This window comes from Roseomonas marmotae (assembly GCF_017654485.1).
GTDB classification, from domain to species: Bacteria; Pseudomonadota; Alphaproteobacteria; order Acetobacterales; family Acetobacteraceae; genus Pseudoroseomonas; species Pseudoroseomonas marmotae.
This window is the reverse complement of the sequence record NZ_CP061095.1, coordinates 219,567-235,299: the sequence shown is the minus strand read 5'-3', so window position 1 is coordinate 235,299 and position 15,733 is coordinate 219,567. Positions and strand designations below refer to the sequence as shown.

General features: G+C 70.8%; 15 protein-coding genes and 1 pseudogene. 10 read left to right on the top strand and 6 right to left on the bottom strand.

The genetic code is table 11. From position 1 onward, the window contains the following. Positions 1 to 117: 117 nt before the first annotated feature. Positions 118 to 294, bottom strand: a complete 177-nt coding sequence (locus IAI58_RS21590; protein ID WP_207448386.1) for a hypothetical protein — start codon at positions 292 to 294, stop codon at positions 118 to 120. Between the two features lie 358 nt (positions 295 to 652). Between IAI58_RS21590 and IAI58_RS21585 the strand changes: the two genes are divergently transcribed. From IAI58_RS21585 to modD, 9 genes are all read left to right on the top strand, one after another. Continuing rightward, a complete protein-coding gene (locus tag IAI58_RS21585; protein ID WP_207448388.1) occupies positions 653 to 1,723 on the top strand; it encodes a LacI family DNA-binding transcriptional regulator in 1,071 nt (356 codons plus the stop codon). Positions 1,724 to 1,797: 74 nt separating this feature from the next. After that, positions 1,798 to 3,105 (top strand): histidinol dehydrogenase, encoded by a 1,308-nt coding sequence (hisD, locus tag IAI58_RS21580; protein ID WP_207448390.1) that lies wholly within the window; start codon positions 1,798 to 1,800, stop codon positions 3,103 to 3,105. Between the two features lie 14 nt (positions 3,106 to 3,119). Continuing rightward, positions 3,120 to 4,055 carry a 3-hydroxyacyl-CoA dehydrogenase gene (locus IAI58_RS21575; RefSeq protein ID WP_207448392.1) on the top strand — a complete coding sequence of 312 codons (936 nt, stop codon included), beginning with the start codon at positions 3,120 to 3,122 and terminating at the stop codon, positions 4,053 to 4,055. Next, the gene (locus IAI58_RS21570) at positions 4,052 to 4,816 is read left to right on the top strand and encodes an SDR family NAD(P)-dependent oxidoreductase (protein WP_207448394.1); all 765 of its coding nucleotides are present in this window, start codon (positions 4,052 to 4,054) and stop codon (positions 4,814 to 4,816) included. Before IAI58_RS21575 ends, IAI58_RS21570 begins: the two co-directional genes overlap by 4 nt. A gap of 45 nt (positions 4,817 to 4,861) precedes the next feature. Further along, a complete protein-coding gene (gene msrB, locus IAI58_RS21565; RefSeq protein WP_207448396.1) occupies positions 4,862 to 5,269 on the top strand; it encodes a peptide-methionine (R)-S-oxide reductase MsrB in 408 nt (135 codons plus the stop codon). 58 nt (positions 5,270 to 5,327) lie between these two features. Continuing rightward, entirely contained in the window at positions 5,328 to 6,101 is a 774-nt protein-coding gene (gene modA / locus IAI58_RS21560) for a molybdate ABC transporter substrate-binding protein (protein WP_207448458.1), read from the top strand. Beyond that, positions 6,102 to 6,800, top strand: a complete 699-nt coding sequence (gene modB / locus IAI58_RS21555) for a molybdate ABC transporter permease subunit (protein WP_408906209.1) — start codon at positions 6,102 to 6,104, stop codon at positions 6,798 to 6,800. Then, positions 6,800 to 7,915: a molybdenum ABC transporter ATP-binding protein gene (gene modC / locus IAI58_RS21550; RefSeq protein WP_207448398.1), complete on the top strand. Its 1,116-nt coding sequence runs from the start codon at positions 6,800 to 6,802 to the stop codon at positions 7,913 to 7,915. The genes modB and modC overlap by 1 nt, the downstream gene beginning before the upstream one ends. Before the next feature lie 89 nt (positions 7,916 to 8,004). Then, positions 8,005 to 8,853, top strand: a complete 849-nt coding sequence (gene modD, locus IAI58_RS21545) for a ModD protein (RefSeq protein ID WP_207448400.1) — start codon at positions 8,005 to 8,007, stop codon at positions 8,851 to 8,853. Between the two features lie 217 nt (positions 8,854 to 9,070). Here the strand turns inward: modD and IAI58_RS21540 are convergent, their stop codons facing one another. The 3 genes and pseudogenes from IAI58_RS21540 to IAI58_RS23175 all read right to left on the bottom strand — a co-directional run bounded on the left by IAI58_RS21540 (position 9,071) and on the right by IAI58_RS23175 (position 11,590). After that, positions 9,071 to 9,403, bottom strand: a complete 333-nt coding sequence (locus IAI58_RS21540; RefSeq protein ID WP_207448402.1) for a winged helix-turn-helix domain-containing protein — start codon at positions 9,401 to 9,403, stop codon at positions 9,071 to 9,073. A gap of 28 nt (positions 9,404 to 9,431) precedes the next feature. After that, positions 9,432 to 10,715 (bottom strand): annotated as a pseudogene (locus tag IAI58_RS21535) (multidrug effflux MFS transporter); the annotation flags it as partial. Positions 10,716 to 10,762: 47 nt separating this feature from the next. Next, on the bottom strand, positions 10,763 to 11,590 hold the full coding sequence (locus tag IAI58_RS23175) for a DUF2272 domain-containing protein (RefSeq protein ID WP_237182503.1): 828 nt from the start codon (positions 11,588 to 11,590) through the stop codon (positions 10,763 to 10,765). Between the two features lie 204 nt (positions 11,591 to 11,794). Here IAI58_RS23175 and IAI58_RS21525 point away from each other — a divergent pair, with 204 nt between their 5' ends. Then, positions 11,795 to 13,870, top strand: a complete 2,076-nt coding sequence (locus tag IAI58_RS21525) for an AsmA family protein (protein WP_207448403.1) — start codon at positions 11,795 to 11,797, stop codon at positions 13,868 to 13,870. Positions 13,871 to 13,957: 87 nt separating this feature from the next. Here IAI58_RS21525 and IAI58_RS21520 read toward each other — a convergent pair whose 3' ends face one another. Together IAI58_RS21520 and IAI58_RS21515 are read right to left on the bottom strand one after the other, a co-directional pair. After that, positions 13,958 to 14,941, bottom strand: coding sequence for a Bug family tripartite tricarboxylate transporter substrate binding protein (locus IAI58_RS21520; RefSeq protein WP_208776305.1), 984 nt, complete (start codon positions 14,939 to 14,941; stop codon positions 13,958 to 13,960). Between the two features lie 85 nt (positions 14,942 to 15,026). Continuing rightward, positions 15,027 to 15,719, bottom strand: coding sequence for a GntR family transcriptional regulator (locus IAI58_RS21515; RefSeq protein ID WP_207448405.1), 693 nt, complete (start codon positions 15,717 to 15,719; stop codon positions 15,027 to 15,029). Positions 15,720 to 15,733: the final 14 nt, after the last annotated feature.

Sequence of the window (15,733 nt, the reverse complement as noted above, 5' to 3'; positions counted from 1 at the left end):
TGACAGCGCCGCCATATGAAAACGGCCTGCCTCGCATCAATGGCGAGGCAGGCCGCTGCGGTTTCGGGGGGCTGCCTTGGGGGAAGGCAGCCGCGCCTGGGGGAGAGGCGCGTGCGTTCAGTGCGGGCGGTAGGACCCCATCAGGAATCCAGGCTTCTCGCCCCAGCTGTTCCAGTTGACGTTCATCTCGGCCAGTTCGGCATAAGCGGCGCTTTCGCGTTCCCGACGGGCGGCAGCCACAGCATCCTCGTGGATCTTCTTGGTGCCGCGGATATCGATCAGCTTGCTGTCCATCGGTGCCTCCTGTGCTTCCCAATTAGGGCGAACTATCGCCACATTCCAGCCTCAATTTGGGCAGCGACGGTCACGTTTTTGCCATACTGAGGCGCGTCTCCAGGTCAGTATCAGAACTTATCGTGAACAAAAAATGGAAAACGGCAGCGCCACAAGGGTAATTATGGCAAAGCTTTGGCTCGCGGCTCCCTCGCCGGGTTGCCCTCGGTGCTGGCCAGAGCGCAGTTTGCCCGTGAGAGCCGGCCCCATTCGCGCTACTGCTCCGCTGGACCCGCCATGACACCGCCCTTGCTTCCGCCGTCCGCCCTGCCGCCCTGCCGCTTCGCCGCGCGCCCTGGCCGGCGGGGCTGAACACCGCATGGCCAAGACCCGTGCGCCCGGCCCCATCCGCGCCGCCACGGCGCATGACGTGGCGCGGCTGGCCGGGGTCTCGCAATCCGCCGTCTCCCGCGCCTTCACCCCAGGTGCCAGCATCGCACCGGACACCGCGCGCAAGGTGGCCGAAGCTGCCGCCCGGCTGGGCTATCGCCCCAATCTGATCGCGCGCTCCCTGATCACCCGGCGGTCCAGCATCATCGGGGTCGCGGCCGCCTATCTGGAGAACCCGTTCTATCCCGCCATGCTGGAGGCCCTCTCCACGGCGCTGGAAGGGGCGGGCTACCGGGTGCTGCTTTTCACCGCCCGGCCGGGGGAAAGCTCCGACCCCATCCTGGAGGAGGTGCTGCGCTACCGGCTGGACGCGCTGGTCATGGCCTCGGCCAGCCTCTCCTCCCGCTTCGCGCTGGAATGCCGGCAGGCCGGTATCCCAGTGGTGTTGCTGAACCGGCGGACCGAGGATGGCGCCACCTCCAGCGTCACCGGCGACAACCATGGCGGCGCGGCGCTGATCGCGCGCTTCCTGGCGGCGGGCGGTCACCGGCGCCCCGCCTTCATCGCCGGGCTGGAGAACGCCTCCACCAGCCGGGAACGTGAGGCCGGGTTCCGGGAGGCCCTGGCGGCGCTGGGCCTGCCGCCGCCGCTGCGGGCCGTCGGGCATTACGACTTCGCGGAGGCGGCGCGAGCGGCACGGGAACTGCTCTCGGCGCCTGAGCGGCCGGATGCGCTGTTCTGCGCCAATGACCACATGGCTTTCGCCGCGCTTGGCGTGGCACGGCGGGAATTCGGACTGGAGCCGGGGCGGGAGGTCTCCATCATCGGCTTCGACGACGCGGGGCCGGCATCCTGGCCGGTGGTGGACCTCACGACCTATGCCCAGCCGATCCAGCCCATGGCGGCCCGTGTGCTCTCCATCCTCAGCCACCACCTGGCCGATCCGGCGGCGCCGGCCGTGGGCGCGGTCATGCCGGGGGAACTGGTGCTGCGGGGCTCCGCCCGCCTGCCGCCGCAGGGCGTGGTCACGCAGGAGGGAAGGCTGGTCTGGAAGCCCTGAACCCCGTTGCGGCCCATCCGGGCCTGCGCTAACCTTTGTTGCATACGTATGCAACAGCCAGGGAGGACCGGGTGATGGCGCAGTGGCTCAAGCGCGGCACGGATGTGGAAGCGGCGAAATCCGCCGACCGCCAGGTGCGGGAGACGGTGGAGAACATTCTCCTCGACATCGAGGCGCGCGGTGACGCGGCGGTGCGCGAACTCTCCGTCCGCTTCGACAAATGGGACCGGGACAATTACCGCCTGAGCGAGTCCGAGATCCGCGACTGCATGGCGCAGTTGAAGGACCGCGACCTCCAGGACATCGAATTCGCGCAGACCCAGGTCCGCAACTTCGCCCAGGCCCAGCGCGACGCGCTGAAGGATATCGAGGTGGAGACGCTGCCGGGCGTGGTGCTCGGCCATAAGAACATCCCCGTGAACTCGGTGGGCTGCTACGTGCCCGGCGGCAAGTATCCGCTGCTGGCCTCGGCCCATATGTCCGTCATCACCGCCAAGGTGGCGGGCGTGCCGCGCATCATCACCTGCGCGCCGCCCTACCAGGGCAAGCCCGCGCCCGCCATCGTCGCCGCGCAGCACATGGCCGGCGCGGATGAGATCTACTGCCTCGGTGGCATCCAGGCGATCGGCGCCATGGCGCTGGGCACGCAGAGCATCGAGAGCGTGGACATGCTAGTCGGCCCCGGCAATGCCTTCGTGGCCGAGGCCAAGCGGCAGCTCTATGGCCGCGTCGGCATCGACCTCTTCGCGGGTCCCACCGAGACGCTGGTGATCGCCGACGAGAGCGTCGATGGCGAGATGTGCGCGACCGACCTGCTGGGCCAGGCCGAGCATGGCCCGGACTCGCCGGCGATCCTGCTGACGACCTCCGAGAAGCTGGCGCGCGAGACGATGGCGGAGGTGGAGCGCCTGCTGAAGATCCTGCCGACCGCCGAGATCGCGCGGAAGGCCTGGGAGAGCCATGGCGCCGTCATCGTCGCGGAAGACGACGAGGAGATGCTGAAGATCGCCGATCAGATCGCGTCCGAGCATGTGCAGGTCATGACGAAGGACCCCGACTGGTTCCTGGACCGCATGACGAATTACGGCGCGCTCTTCCTCGGCCCGCGCACCAACGTCGCATACGGCGACAAGGTCATCGGCACCAACCACACCCTGCCGACCAAGAAGGCGGCGCGCTATACGGGTGGCCTCTGGGTCGGCAAGTTCCTGAAGACCTGCACCTATCAGCGCGTGCTGACAGATGAGGCCTCGGCCAGCATCGGCGAATATTGCTCCCGCCTCTGCGCGCTGGAAGGCTTCACGGGCCACGGCGAACAGGCCAACCTGCGCGTGCGGCGCTACGGCGGCAAGAACGTGCCGTACGGCGCCGCGGCGGAATAAGGGAGGAAGACGCCATGGCGGAGAAGATCGCCATCATCGGCACGGGTCTGGTCGGCAGCGGCTGGGCCGTGGTCTTCGCGCGCGCAGGCTGCGAGGTCTCGCTCTACGACGCCTCCCCCGGCGGGGCGGAGAAGGGGCGCGAGGTGGTCCGGCAGCAGCTGAACGATCTCTCCGCCTATGGGCTGGTCGAGGAGGACCCTTCGGCCATCCTCGCACGAGTCACCGTCGCGAAGGACCTGCGCGAGGCGCTGGATGGCGCCGTCTACGCGCAGGAAAGCACCTTCGAGCGCACGGATGTGAAGCGCGAGGTCTTCAGCGCGATCGATGCCGTCATCGGCCCCGACACGCTGGTGGGTTCCTCTTCTTCCGGCATCCCGGCCTCCGCCTATACCGACCATGTGGCCTGCCGGGCGCGCTGCCTGGTGGCGCATCCGGTCAACCCGCCGTCGCTCGCGCCGGTGGTGGAACTGGTGCCCGCCCCCTGGACGGCGCCGGAGACGGTGAAATCCGTCCGTGCCCTGATGGAGCGCGTCGGCCAGGCCCCCGTCGAGATGACGCGGGAGATCGAGGGGTTCATCCTCAACCGCCTGCAGGGCGTGTTGCTGATGGAGGCCTGGCGGCTGGTGGAAGCCGGGCTGGCGACGGCCGAGGATGTGGACCGCACGGTGTCCAAGGGCCTCGGCCTGCGCTGGGCCTTCATGGGGCCCTTCGAGACCATCGACCTCAACGCCCCCGGCGGCGTGGCCGATTACGCCCGGCGCCTCGGCCCGCTCTATCACAGCATCGCCGCCTCCACGGAGGAGCACCGCGTCTGGGATGAGAAGCTGATCGGGCAGATCGAGGCGCAGCGGCGCGAGGTGCTGCCGGAATCTGAACTCGCGGCTCGCCGTGCCTGGCGCGACCGCCGGCTGATGGCGCTGGCGCGCCACCTGAAGGACGCCGAGCCATGAAGCTGCCGCGCACACCCTCCTTCCGTCTGGACGGGCGCAGGGCGCTGGTCACGGGTGCCGGGCGGGGCATCGGCCTCGCCATGGCCGCGGCCCTGGCCGAGGCGGGGGCGCATGTCACCCTCGCCGCCCGCACCGCGCCGGAGATCGAGGACGCCGCCGGGGCCATCCGGGCCGAGGGCGGCAGCGCCGACACCCTGTGCCTGGACGTGATCGACCCCCATGCCACCGCCACGGCATTGGAGGCGCGGGAGCCCTACGACATCCTCGTCAACAATGCCGGCAGCAACCGCCCCGCGCAGTTCACCGATGTGACGGTGGAGGATTTCGACGCGGTGATGGACCTCAACCTGCGTGGCGCCTTCTTCGCCGCACAGGCCGTGGCGAAGCGGCTGATCGCGGCGGGCAGGCCCGGCTCGATCATCCATGTCTCCTCGCAGATGGGCCATGTGGGCGGTGCGCGACGCACCGTCTATTGCGCCAGCAAGCACGCCATCGAGGGGCTGACCAAGGCCATGGCCATCGACCTGGCGCCGCATGGCATCCGCGTGAACAGCATCGGCCCCACCTTCATCGAAACCCCGCTGACCAGGCCCTTCTTCGAGGACCCGGCCTTCAAGGAGAGCGTGCTGGGCAAGATCAAGCTCGGGCGCATCGGGCAGGTGGAGGATCTGATGGGCGCGGTGGTCTTCCTGGCCTCCGACGCCTCTTCGCTGATGACGGGTTCGGCCATGTTGGTCGATGGTGGGTGGACGGCGGAGTAGGGAACCCCCATCTCTGCCGCCCAGGCGCCATCAGCGGAGGACCGCATGGACAACGAGACCCGTCAGTATCCCGTCACTTTCACCGACGCCGAATGGCGCCAGCGCCTGACGCCGGAGCAGTACCAGGTGATGCGCCGGCACGGCACGGAGCGGCCGGGCACCTGTGCCCTGCTGCATGAGAAGCGGGACGGCACCTTCTCCTGCGCCGGCTGCGGCCAGCCGCTGTTCCGCGGCGGCCGGAAGTTCGAGAGCGGCACCGGCTGGCCCAGCTTCGACGAGCCGCTGGAAGGCTCGGTCGAAACCACCACCGACCGCAGCCACGGCATGATTCGCACGGAGGTGCATTGCTCCCGCTGCGGAAGCCATCTCGGCCATGTTTTCCCGGATGGTCCGCCCCCTAGTCACCTGCGCTACTGCATCAACGGCGTGGCCATGGATTTCACGCCCGCCTGAACTTGCCGCCCGGTCAGGCCTCCGTTATGTCTGGTTGGACATAGCGGAGGCCGCCGTGATGCTTCGCCGCCTGATCCTGGCCGTCCTGCTCACGCTGCCCGCCGCGGCCCCACCGGCCCGCGCGCAGGATGCCATCACCGTCTTCGCGGCCGCCAGCCTGACCGATGCCATGAAGGCGCTGGGCGAGCAGTGGCGGGCCCGCACCGGGCAGACCCTGCGCTTCTCCTTCGCCGCCTCCTCCGCTTTGGCGCGGCAGATCGAGCAGGGCGCGCCGGCCCATCTCTTCGCCTCGGCCGATGAGCCCTGGATGGATTATCTCCAGCAGCGAAACCTGATCCTCAGTGCGACGCGCATCAGTCCGGTCGGCAACAGCCTGGTGCTGGTGGCTCCCAGGGCGCGGGCGCATCCGGTCGCGCTGACGCAGCAGACGGACCTGCTGGCGCTGCTGGGCGCCGACGGTCGGTTGACCACGGGCGATCCGGCCCATGTGCCGGTGGGCAAATACGCCCAGGCGGCCCTGACCTGGATGGGCCAGTGGCAGGCTCTGGGTCCCCGCCTGGCCCGTGCCGACAATGTCCGCAGCGCCCTGCTGCTGGTGGAGCGTGGCGAGGCGCCGCTGGGCATCGTCTACGGCACCGATGCCGCCGTGGCGCCGGACGTGGCGGTGGTCGGCACCTTTCCGGCCGGAAGCCATCCGCCCGTCACCTATCCCTTCGCGCTGACGCGCCGGGCGGAGGGCGACGCCCGGGCGCGCGCGGTGCTCGAATTCCTGACCGGCACGGAGGCCGCGCCCACCTTCCGCCGCCTCGGCTTCAGCCTGAACAAGCCCTGAGTGCTGCCGGAGCTGCTCTCGCCCGAGGAATGGCAGGCCGTCCGGCTCAGCCTGGCGGTCGCGCTCCGCAGCGTGGCCTTCGGCCTGCCGCCGGCGGTGCTGGCGGCCTGGGTGCTGGCACGCGGGCGCTTCCCTGGCCGGGCGCTGCTGGATGCGCTGGTGCATCTGCCGCTGGTGCTGCCGCCCGTGGTGGTGGGCTGGCTGCTGCTGGTGCTGTTCGGCGTGCAGGGGCCAATCGGGCGGCTGCTGCAGGAATGGTTCGGCATCCGCCTCGTCTTCACCAGCGGGGGCGCCGCCCTGGCCACGGCCGTCATGTCCTTCCCCCTGATCGTCCGCGCCGTGCGCCTCTCGCTGGAGGCCGTGGACCCGGGGCTGGAGGCGGCGGCGCGCACCCTGGGCGCCGGGCCGCTGGACCGCTTCTGCACCGTCACCCTGCCGCTGATCGCCCCCGGCATCCTGGCCGGCGCCATCACCGCCTTCGCCGCCGGGCTGGGCGAATTCGGCGCCGTGATCACCTTCGTCTCCAATATCCCCGGCGAGACCCAGACTCTGCCGCTGGCCATCTACAGCGCCACCCAGTCTCCGGGCGGCGAGATCAGGGCGGCGCGGCTGGCGGCGCTGTCCTTTGCGCTGGCCGTGGGCGGGCTGCTGCTGGCGGAATGGGTGGCGCGGCACATGCACCGGATGCTGGGCCGCTGATGCTGGAGGTCTCGGTCCGGCACCGCTTTCCCGGCTTCGGGCTTGAGGCCGCCTTCGCCGCGCCGACGCCTGGTGTGACGGTGCTCTTCGGCCCCTCGGGCTGCGGCAAGTCCACGCTGCTCTCGGCTGCCGCCGGGCTGCTGCGCCCCCAGGAAGGCCGCGTCGCCCTGGACGGCGACGTGCTGCTGGATACCGGCGCCGGGCTGGACGTGCCGCCCGAAAGGCGCCGCTGCGGCGTCGTCTTCCAGGATGCGCGCCTCTTCCCGCACCTCTCGGTTGAGAGCAACCTGCGCTACGGCGCCCGCCGCGCGCCACGAGGCGCCGAGGGACCGGGCTTCGAGGAAGTGACGGCGCTGCTGGGCATCGGGCACCTGCTAGGGCGCCGGCCCGGCGCGCTCTCGGGCGGGGAGAAGCAGCGCGTGGCGCTGGGCCGTGCTCTGCTGGCCCGCCCACGCCTGCTGCTGATGGATGAGCCGCTGGCGGCGCTGGACGCCGCCCGCCGGGCCGAGGTGCTGCCCTTCCTGGCGCGTCTGCGTGACGCGCTGCGGGTGCCGCTGCTCTACGTGACCCATTCGCTGGAGGAGGTGGACCGCCTGGCCGATACGCTGGTGCTGATGGAGGCCGGGCGCGTGCTGGCCGCCGGTCCGGCGGAGGAGCTTTCCGCCCGCCCCGACCTGCCCCTCGCGGCGCGGCGCGATGCCGGCGCGCTGCTGCCCTGCGTGGTGCTGGTGCACGATGCGGCGCGTGGCCTGATGCGGCTGGGTTTCCCTGGCGGGGAACTGGTGGCGACGCTGCGGCCGGTGCCGGTGGGTACCGCGCTGCGGCTGCGGCTGCGGGCGCGCGACGTCTCCGTGGCCGTCGAGGAGCCGCGCGGCCTCTCCATGCAGAATGTGCTGCCGGCGGTGATCGAATCCGTCGTCCCCGGCGTGCCCGCCGGTCCGCATGAGGCGACGCTGCGGCTGCGGATCGGCCCCAGCCTGTTGCTGGCGCGCGTGACGCGCGATTCCGTGGCGCGGCTTGGCCTCTCGCCGGGGCGGCAAGTCTGGGCGCTGATCAAATCCGTCGCCTTCGATCATGGCGAAGCCCGTAACGAGGCATGTCCAACCGGCATGTGAGCCGCCCGCTGCGCCCTGTCATACGCGAAGCATGACGGCGCTATCCTGACGGCAAAGCCCCAACCCCAGCGTCCAAGGAAACCGTGGAAATGACCTTTCTGATCTCGACCGCCCGGCTGGAAGCGATGCTGCGGGAAGACGCGCCTTATGGCGACCTGACCACCCTGGCGCTGGGAATTCAGGACGCGCGGGGCCAGGCGGTGCTGCGGGCTGGTGCCACCATGACGCTCTGCGCGGCGGAGGAAGCGGAGACCCTGTTCCGCCTGGCGGGCGCCGAGGTGCACCGGGTCGCCTCCTCCGGCGCGCTGGCGGAGGAGGGCGGAACCATCCTGACCGCCACGGGTCCGGCCAGCACCCTGCATCTGGCGGCCAAGGTGGCGCAGGCGCTGATGGCGGTGGCCTCCGGTGTCGCCAGCCGCGCAGCCCGCATCCGCGCCGAGGCCCGCACGGCCCGCCCGGATATCGTCGTCGCCTGCACGCGCGGGCATCTGCCGGGCGCCAAGGATGTGATGCTGAAGGCCATCATGACGGCGGGCTGTGTGCCGCATCGCCTCGGCCTCTCCGACAGCCTGCTGGTGACGGCGGATCACCGCGCCTTCCTGGGGCGGGAGCCGGCGCATCGCTGGGTCTCACGCCTGCGCGCGGCCCAGCCGGGACGGCAGGTGATGGTGGAAGCCCGGAGCGTGGACGAAGCCGTGCTGCTGGCCCATGCCGGCGTCGATGTCGTGCAATGCGCCGGCCTCTCGCCCGAGCAGTTCGCCGAGGTGGCGCGCGCCCTGACCGATCACGCGAGGCGCCCCAGGCTGGCGGCGAATGGCGATGTGACGGAGGCCAATGCCGCAGCCTATGCCCGCGCCGGCGCCGATGTGCTGATCACCGCCGCGCCCTTCGCCGCGCCGCCGCTGGCGATCAGCGTCGCCTTCGACCGGCTGGGCTAGTGCGGATCCCGGTCAGGCAGAGGCCGCTGGCCGGGGAAGGCCTTCGCGCCGTCAAAAGGCCAGGGCCGGCAAGCGGACCTTGGTGGATGGAAGCCGCCTCGGTGTCCTGATTCCGAAGTCCTTCAGACCTCGCCATCCGGACAGGCGGCCGTGCTTTCCATCGGCCCGCCGCTCCGCCACGGTTCAGGGATAGTCCCACGGACCGGGGGACGGGACCCTAGGTTCCGGGGCCGGTCAGCGCGGCCAGCGCGCGCAGCGGTGCCTCGGCCGCCGCGCCGGCGGCGGCCTCGACGGCGCGGTAGAGTTCGGCCAGCCGCCGTCCCTGTTCCGTCAGGCTCGCGCCGCCGCCGCGGGCGCCGCCCGGGGCCGCGGCCACCACGGGCTGCGGGCCATAGCCGTTCATTTCCTCCACCAGGCTCCAGGCCCGCTTGTAGGACATGCGCATCTGCCGCGCGGCGGCGGAGATGGAGCCGGTCTCGGCGATGGCTTCCAGCAATGCCACCTTGCCCGGTCCCAGCCGGCGCCCGGCGCCCAGATCGATGCGGATCATCAGCCCGGGTGCCGCCACGGTGCCGGCCTCAGGCGCCCTGGCGGGAGCGGAAGAGCTGCCCCCGTTCGGCGAAGAGCACGAGGACCAGGGCCATGATGCCGCAGCCGGCGAAGCCCAGCATCAGCGGCGCGGTCGTGCCGTCGAACTGCTGGCCGACGAAGAAGCCGATCAGCGCGCCGACGACGGTGGTGACGAAGCCCTGCACGGATGAGGCGGTGCCGGCGATGTGTCCCAGCGGCTCCATCGCCATGGAGCCGAAATTCGGCCCGGTCAGGCCGAAGCAGAACATCATGCCGGCCTGCAGCAGCGAGAAGGTCAGGAGGCTCTCATGCCCTGAGAGCGCCACGGCCGCATGGACCACCGCGAAGCCGATATAGCCCAGCAGCATGGTGTGGGAGATGCGGCGCGTGCCGAAGCGCCCGACCAGCCGGGCGTTCAGCAGGGAGGCGATGGCCATGGCCATCGCCACGGCGGCGAAGATGGTGGTGAACAGCTCCGGCGCGCGGAAGGTATCGGCGAAGACCTGCTGCGCCGAATTGATGAAGCCGAAGAGCCCGCCCAGCATCAGCGCCATGGCCAGCATGTAGCCCACGGCCTGGCGGTTGGTCAGCGCCAGGCGGAAGGCGGCCATGATGCGCCCGGCGGCGATGGGCATGCGGTCCTCGGGGTGCAGCGTCTCCGGCAGGCGCAGCGTGATCCAGATGCCGACGGCACCGCCGAACACCGCCAGCGCCAGGAAGATGAAGGGCCAGGGGGCCACCAGCACGATCAGCTGCCCCAGGCTCGGCGCCACCACCGGCACCGCCAGGAAGACGATGAAGGCCAGCGACATCACCTGCGCCATCTTCCGCCCGGAGTAGCAGTCCCGCACGATGGAGACCGCCAGCACCCGCGTCGCCGCCGCGCCGGTGCCCTGCAGCACCCGCGCCAGCAGCATGGTGGCGAAGCTGCCGCTGAACATCGCCAGGATGCTGGCCAGGGTATAGATCACGAAGCCCGTCAGCAGCACCGGCTTGCGCCCGAAGCGGTCGGCCAGCGGGCCATAGATGATCTGCGGCGCGCCGAAGCCCAGCAGATAGGCGGTGATGATCCATTGCCGCTGGTTGTCCGAGGTGACGCCCAGCGCGTGGCCGATCTCCGGCAGCGCCGGCAGCATGGAATCGATGGCCAGGGCGTTGGTCATCATCATGGCGGCGATGATCGCCACGAATTGCTTGAAGCCCATGCCGGCATGCGGCGTGCCGCCCGGTGCCGGGGCGGGCGGCGCCTGTGTCTTCACTGCCATAGCGGTAGTCCTGTCTTGTCGCGGCCGTGTCTAGCCTGGTCAGGGGGCAGAGGTAAGTAAGCTGCCCCCATCCTTCAGCGCGTCGTATCCAGCCGGTTCTCGAAGACCACGAAGAAGGGCGGCTTGTCCCAGGGCGGGGGCAGGGCACGGCCTGCGGCATCCGCGGGAAAGCGGCGCAACACCACCGCGCCCAGCACATTGCCGCCCACCGCCTGCACCAGCCCGCCGCCCGAGGCCACCACCACGTCGCAATGCATCGGGCGGAACTGGCCCGGCTCGGCCAGCCGCTCCTCCCAGCCGTAGAGCGGCGATATGGAACGGTCGGCGCAGATCAGGTCGCCGGGCCGGGGCGCGTATTCATGCGGGGCATGCGGGCGGAAGGCGGCGCCCTCGGGGTAGCTGGACCAGTTGGCCAGCAGCGCGTCGACATAGAAGGAATGCGCCGCCGAGGGGGGGAAGACGAAGCCCGGTACGCCCGCCCGCTGCATGACGTAGCTGACGAAGGCCGCGGACCACGCCGGATGCGACCAGAGGGAGATGGAGGGCAGGACCTGCGGCGCGCCCACGGGAAGCATTTCCATCAGCCCGGTCATCAAGGCGTCGTGGGTCTGCTGGTGACGCTGGATGACGGCGGGGCCCTCGGGCACCGTCTCCCAGTAGGCCAGGACATTGCTGTAGTTCTCGGGTGCCGGCTCCTGCGGCAGCACTTCCGGCCAGCCGTCGACGGTCGGGCGTCCCCAGCGTTCCCATTCCTCCAGCGCGGCGCGCACCAGCGCCGCCCGCTGGGGAGCCTCGGCACTGACCTGCGGCACCGGCGGGGGCGGCGGCGGAGAGGCGCAGCCTGAGAGCAGCGCTGCCCCGGCCATCGCCAGTGCCAGCCCTCGCCCGATCCATCCGCGCATAGTCGAATCTCCGCCTTGGTTGCGGAAGCCTCAACGCGGCGGGCGGCCCAGCGTCACAAAGGCGTGCCACCTTGCCGCGGCGCATCGCCGCCTGGAGGTGGTGGCCGCTACCCTCACCATGACTTGAGCATTGGGCGCCGCGCACAACCCCGCCACCCAGGCGACGTTGACGCAGGAGAGCGCGGCAGATCACGGAGGACGACGATGGCGAGACGCGCGGCGCGCAGATGGCTGCTTTGGCTCGGCATTCCCGTGCTGCTCGTCGCCCTGGCCGTGGCGCTCTTCCGCTGGGACTGGCTGATCCCGATCATCGAGCCGCGTGCTTCCGCCGCCCTGGGGCGGGAGGTGAAGCTGGAGCATCTGCATGTGAAGCTCGGCCGCACCATCGTCGTCACGGCGGAGGGCGTGGTGGTGGGAAACCCCGAGGGCTTCAACGACCCCACGCCCTTCGCGCGCATCGACCGGCTCGCCGCCGCCGTGAATGCCTGGGACTGGTGGCGTGGCGCACCGCTGACCCTGCCCTGGATCGAGGCCGACCGCCCCGTGCTGAATATCCGCGCTATGCCGGACGGGAGCGCCAACTACATCTTCGACACCGACGGCCAGGAAAATGCCGGCGAGCCGTCCGAGCCGGCGCAGCAGCCGCAGATCGGCGCCGTGCGCATCCGCGATGGCGAGGGCAAGGTGATCCTGCCGCAGCTGCGCGCCGATTTCGGCCTCCACATCGAGACCGAGGAAGCCACGCCGCAGGCAGCGGCCGAGGCCCCTGCCGCCACGCCGGAATCCACCCTGGTGATCGCGGAGAACGGCCTCCCGCTGCCGGCGCCGCCCGCGCCTCCCGTGCCGCCCCGGCAGGGTTCCGCCACGGCCGATGCCAATGCCATCACGCCCGCGCTGGAGGCCGAGCCATCCCGCATCGTCGTGACGGCCGAGGGCACCTATGCCGGCCAGCCCATCACCGGACGCCTGGTGGGTGGCGGGCTGCTCTCGCTGCGCGAGGCCGAGAAGCCCTGGCCGGTGCAGCTGCGGCTGGATAACGGGCCCACCAATGTCTCGCTGCAAGGCACGCTCAGCGACCCGCTGCATTTCCAGGGCGCGGCGCTGCAGCTGGTGCTCGCCGGGCCCGATATGGGCCTGCTGACGCCGCTGACCGGCGTGCCCATCCCGCAGACCTCGGCCTATCGCGTCGCCGGCGCGCTGGACTACAGCGCCGAGCGCATCCGCTTCAGCGATATCAGGGGCACCGTTGGCCGCAGCGACCTGGGCGGGGAGGTCGCGGTGCTGCCGCGCCGGGAGCGGCCGGACGTGACCGTCAACCTCGTCTCCGAGCGTGTCGACCTGGATGACCTCGCGGGCTTCATCGGCGAGGCTCCGGGCGACAAGCCGCCCGCCAAGCCCAGCGGACAGGTGCTGCCGGATACGCCGGTGAACATGCCGAAGCTGACGGCCGCCGATGTGCATGTGAAATACCGCGCCGGCTCCATCCGCGGCGGGCGCAGCCAGCCGCTGGACAACCTGCGCGCCGAATTCGACGTCGTCGACGGCAATGTCGACCTGCATCCGATTTCCTTCGGCATCGGCCGGGGGCAGATGCTCTTCACCGGCAAGCTCTCCCCGGTGGATGGCGGCGGGCTGAGGGCCGATGTGAAGGCGCAGTTCCAGCGCATCGATATCTCCAAGCTGATGAGCGCCGCGGGCTCCGAGGGCGGCGGCACGCTGAGCGGGCGGGCGGAGCTGCGCTCCACCGGCGCGTCACTGGCGCAGCTGCTGGGGCGCGGCGACGGGCGGGTGACGCTGACCACCTCCGGCGGCAATCTCTCGGCCTTGCTGGTGGATCTTTCCGGGCTGCGGCTGGCCAATGCCATCCTCTCCGCGCTAGGCATCCCCAGCCGGACCAGCCTGCAATGCTTCATCGCCGACCTGGCGCTGAAGGATGGCACCCTGGACACGCAGTCCATGATCATCGACACCGATGAAGCCATCATCGTCGGGGATGGGCAGGTGAACCTGGCCCGGGAGCAGATCGGCTACCGCCTGCGCACGCAGTCGCGCGAGTTCACCATCGGCGCGCTCTCCACCGATATCCGTATCTCCGGCAGTTTCAGCGACCCCAGCGTGCTGCCCGAGCCGCTGGAACTCGGCGCGCGGGGCGGCGCGGCAGTGGGGCTGGCCTTCATCAACCCGCTGCTGGCCATCCTGCCGACCATCCAGTTCGGCACGGACGAGGATAGCGGCTGCCGCGCCCTGGCCAACCGCGCCGGCAGCCGGCAACGCCGCTGAAAAAGCACCGGGCCGGCCCCGGCACCCCGTCGATGGGATGCCAGCGGCCGGCCCGGCGCCATTCGCCGCCCCGTGCCGGGGCGCGGATCACTCCACGCGGATATTGGCGGCGCGGGCGACCTCGCCCCAGCGCTGCGTCTCGCCGGCGATGAAAGCGCGGAATTCCTCGGGCGAATTGCCGACGGGGGTGATGCCCAGGTCGCGGAAGCGGGAGGAGACGGTCTCGGAGCGCAGCGCCGCCACGGCCTCCTTGTTCAGCCGCGCCACGATCTCCGGCGGCGTGCCGGCGGGGGCGAAGAAGCCGTGCCAGGAGAGGCTCTCGAAGCCCGGCACCGCCTCGGCGATGGCGGGGATGTCGGGCGCCGTCGGGCTGCGGCTGGCGGAGGTCACGCCGAGGATGCGGATCTTTCCTTCCCTGGCGAAAGGCCAGGCCGAGGAGAAGTTGTCGAAGGCGAGCGGCAACTCGCCGGACAGGAGCGCCGTCATGATCTGGCCGCTGCCGCGATAGGGCACATGCTCCATCTGCGTCCCGGTGAGCTGGGAGAAGAGCGCGCCCGCCAGGTGGATGGAGGTGCCGACGCCGGAGGAGCCGTAGTTGTACTCCCCGGGCTTGCCCTTCAGCAGCGTGATCAGTTCCTGGATGTTCTTCGCGGGCAGGTCGTTGGTCACCGCCAGGGCATTGGGCTGGGCGGCGAGCTGCGTGATCGGCGCGAAGTCCTTCAGGTTGTCATAAGGCATCTTCACGAAGATCGAGGGATTGATCGCGTGGCTGCTGATGGTGCCGAGGCAGATCGTATAGCCATCGGGCGTCGCGCGGGCGCAGGCCTCGCTGCCGATATTGCCGCCGGCGCCGGGCCGGCTCTCGACCACCAGCGGCTGGCCCAGCGTTTCGCTCATCTTCTGGCCGACCAGGCGTGCCACGGTGTCCGAGGTGCCGGCCGAAAAGGGGACGATCACCCGGATCGGCTGGTTGGGATAGGCCGCGCCCTGCGCGGCGGCCGGCTGCGCCGCCCAAGGGGTGGCGAGGCTCAGCATGGCCGCGGCGATGGCGGCACGGGGAAACAACTGCATCTTCATTCCTCCTGGCACGGGCGTTGACCGCCCTGTGTTTGCTATGTGGAATCCTGCGGCAGCGGCGCTGCCGGCGCGGGCTCTGCTAGTCGCGGCTCTCCTCTGGAAAGGCGACGGCCAGGGACCGCAGGGTATGGGCGCGCATCAGCGCCTCCGCCGCCTCGGCATCCCGGGCGGCGATGGCATCGAGGATGGCGGCATGCTCATCCAGCGCCTGGCGAGGCTCGTCCTCCGCCGCCAGGGCACGGGCGCGGCCGATATGGTCGTAGGCGCCCAGCGCATGCAGGCTGCGGATCAGGAAGGCATTGCCGCCGATCGTGTGCAGCGCGTCATGGAAGGCCTCGTTGGCCCGGCGCAGCATGGCCGGGTCGCCCGTCCCGGTGGCGGCTCGCATGGCGGCGAGCCGTGAGCGCAGCACGGCAATGTCGGCGGCGCCGGCGCGGCGGGCGGCCAGCCCGGCGGCGGCGCCTTCCAGCGCGGCACGGATGCGCCCCATCTCCACCAGCCTTGGCGTGTCCAGCGGCGCGACGAAGGAGCCGCTGCGGGGCCGCGTCTCCACCATCCCCTCCGCCTCCAGCCGCCGCAGCGCCTCCCGCACCGGCTGGGCGGAGATACCGAGGGCGGCCGCCAGTCCGCGTTCGGACAGCTTGGCGCCGGGGATGAGGATGCCTTCCACGATCGCCTCCCGCAGCCGCTCATAGGCGCGGTCGGCCAGGGGGCGGAGATCCTCCTCCGGCGGAAGCGACGTCAGCGCGGGCGGGGCGAGGGTCGTGACCATCGGATCTGCAATAG

Coding starts and splice junctions, on each gene's coding strand:
- IAI58_RS21590 (WP_207448386.1), bottom strand. CDS start 294: ATGGACAGCAAGCTGATCGATATCCGCGGCACCAAGAAGATCCACGAG.
- IAI58_RS21585 (WP_207448388.1), top strand. CDS start 653: ATGGCCAAGACCCGTGCGCCCGGCCCCATCCGCGCCGCCACGGCGCAT.
- hisD (WP_207448390.1), top strand. CDS start 1,798: ATGGCGCAGTGGCTCAAGCGCGGCACGGATGTGGAAGCGGCGAAATCC.
- IAI58_RS21575 (WP_207448392.1), top strand. CDS start 3,120: ATGGCGGAGAAGATCGCCATCATCGGCACGGGTCTGGTCGGCAGCGGC.
- IAI58_RS21570 (WP_207448394.1), top strand. CDS start 4,052: ATGAAGCTGCCGCGCACACCCTCCTTCCGTCTGGACGGGCGCAGGGCG.
- msrB (WP_207448396.1), top strand. CDS start 4,862: ATGGACAACGAGACCCGTCAGTATCCCGTCACTTTCACCGACGCCGAA.
- modA (WP_207448458.1), top strand. CDS start 5,328: ATGCTTCGCCGCCTGATCCTGGCCGTCCTGCTCACGCTGCCCGCCGCG.
- modC (WP_207448398.1), top strand. CDS start 6,800: ATGCTGGAGGTCTCGGTCCGGCACCGCTTTCCCGGCTTCGGGCTTGAG.
- modD (WP_207448400.1), top strand. CDS start 8,005: ATGACCTTTCTGATCTCGACCGCCCGGCTGGAAGCGATGCTGCGGGAA.
- IAI58_RS21540 (WP_207448402.1), bottom strand. CDS start 9,403: ATGATCCGCATCGATCTGGGCGCCGGGCGCCGGCTGGGACCGGGCAAG.
- IAI58_RS23175 (WP_237182503.1), bottom strand. CDS start 11,590: ATGCGCGGATGGATCGGGCGAGGGCTGGCACTGGCGATGGCCGGGGCA.
- IAI58_RS21525 (WP_207448403.1), top strand. CDS start 11,795: ATGGCGAGACGCGCGGCGCGCAGATGGCTGCTTTGGCTCGGCATTCCC.
- IAI58_RS21520 (WP_208776305.1), bottom strand. CDS start 14,941: ATGCAGTTGTTTCCCCGTGCCGCCATCGCCGCGGCCATGCTGAGCCTC.
- IAI58_RS21515 (WP_207448405.1), bottom strand. CDS start 15,719: ATGGTCACGACCCTCGCCCCGCCCGCGCTGACGTCGCTTCCGCCGGAG.